This window comes from Candidatus Rhabdochlamydia sp. W815 (assembly GCF_018642185.1).
Classification (GTDB): Bacteria; Chlamydiota; Chlamydiia; order Chlamydiales; family Rhabdochlamydiaceae; genus Rhabdochlamydia; species Rhabdochlamydia oedothoracis.
Genome location: NZ_JAAVTY010000191.1, coordinates 1 through 1,061 on the forward strand (window position 1 = coordinate 1; position 1,061 = coordinate 1,061).

At 35.5% G+C, this 1,061-nt stretch carries 2 protein-coding genes and 2 pseudogenes; 2 read left to right on the top strand and 2 right to left on the bottom strand.

Annotated elements, in window-relative coordinates; all coding sequences use genetic code 11:
- Window positions 1-260: 260 nt before the first annotated feature.
- Window positions 261-383 (bottom strand): annotated as a pseudogene (locus RHOW815_RS08770) (IS481 family transposase); the annotation flags it as partial.
- Between the two features lie 68 nt (window positions 384-451).
- Between RHOW815_RS08770 and RHOW815_RS09510 the strand changes: the two are divergent.
- Both RHOW815_RS09510 and RHOW815_RS09515 read left to right on the top strand, forming a co-directional pair.
- Window positions 452-628: pseudogene (locus tag RHOW815_RS09510) on the top strand (helix-turn-helix domain-containing protein); the annotation flags it as partial.
- Window positions 588-797, top strand: coding sequence for a hypothetical protein (locus tag RHOW815_RS09515; protein WP_502757476.1), 210 nt, complete (start codon window positions 588-590; stop codon window positions 795-797). The pseudogene RHOW815_RS09510 and the gene RHOW815_RS09515, both read left to right, overlap by 41 nt.
- Window positions 798-804: 7 nt before the next feature.
- Here the strand turns inward: RHOW815_RS09515 and RHOW815_RS09520 are convergent.
- Window positions 805-1,061: transposase (locus RHOW815_RS09520; protein ID WP_502757465.1), on the bottom strand; the 257-nt coding region annotated here is incomplete at its 5' end.

Consider the following 1,061-nt stretch of genomic DNA (forward strand, 5'->3'; position numbering starts at 1 on the left):
GTTTTTTCTGAACCTTCATGGACAATCTTACCTTGTTCATTTAATACACAGATAAAAGTTCTTTTCATTGATACATCTAATCCAATATAATGCTTCATAGGTTGCTCCTCATTTTTTTTGCTCTTTAATGAGCGGTTTTGAGATTTGAAAAAATCTCGTTTATATTGGAGAGTTTAACCTACTCCGTTTAAGGAGCAACCCCTTCTTTGTGTGCAATTATGGCATGTATATAAAAGCTTTCTCTTGAATATCCTATGTATATAAAAGCTTTCTCTTGAATATCCTATGTGCTTACATGCTTGGGACACGTTCCCAAGGGCTTGAGCTAGTTTTAAAAGGCCTAGTTTATTTTTTATCACTTTTCTCTCTATTGCTATATTCATAAATTACCACTTTGCTATTTGCTTATGCAACTACGGCATCACGCCGCAGTTGCATAAGCTGTTTTTCTTTGCTATTTACCACTAAGTGTCAATTTAAGTCTTGTCTATTACATTTAAAACTAGCTCAAGCCCTTGGGAACGTGTCCCAAGCATGTAAGCACATGGGATATTCAAGAGAAAGCTTTTATACATACAAAGAGCTTTATGAAAAAGGCGGAGAAGCCGCATTACAAGAAATCTCTAGAGAGACTAAAGGCGTTAGAAGCAAAAGCAGCTCAAGATCACTTGATCTTTACAGAAGATCAATTAAGAGCGCTTGAAAAAGCTAAGAGCCTGTTTAAAATCTTTTTAAAAGTGAGGATATTCTGGAGAAAGATTTGCAAAGAGTGCACAGGAAATATTAGAATATACTAGTGCCGATTCAAACGGCTAGCTTAATGGGATTTAAGTCAACGACTTGAAACTTGTCGTTTATCCTACATTTCAAAATATCTGTTATTTTCGGTATCTCTTCTAAGAAGAATCCTCTAATTGCCTGAAAAAAAGTCACCGACGTTTCGTAATATCGATTGTATACCTTCTTTTCCTTTAAGATCTTCCACAAGCGTTCAATAGGATTCAAATTCGGCGAATAAGGAGGGAGATAGTGCACTTTAATCCTAGAAGACATCAGAAACT

What these genes read in the sequence shown, in the direction of transcription:
- RHOW815_RS09515 (WP_502757476.1), top strand. Translation starts at nt 588, where the DNA reads ATGAAAAAGGCGGAGAAGCCGCATTACAAGAAATCTCTAGAGAGACTA.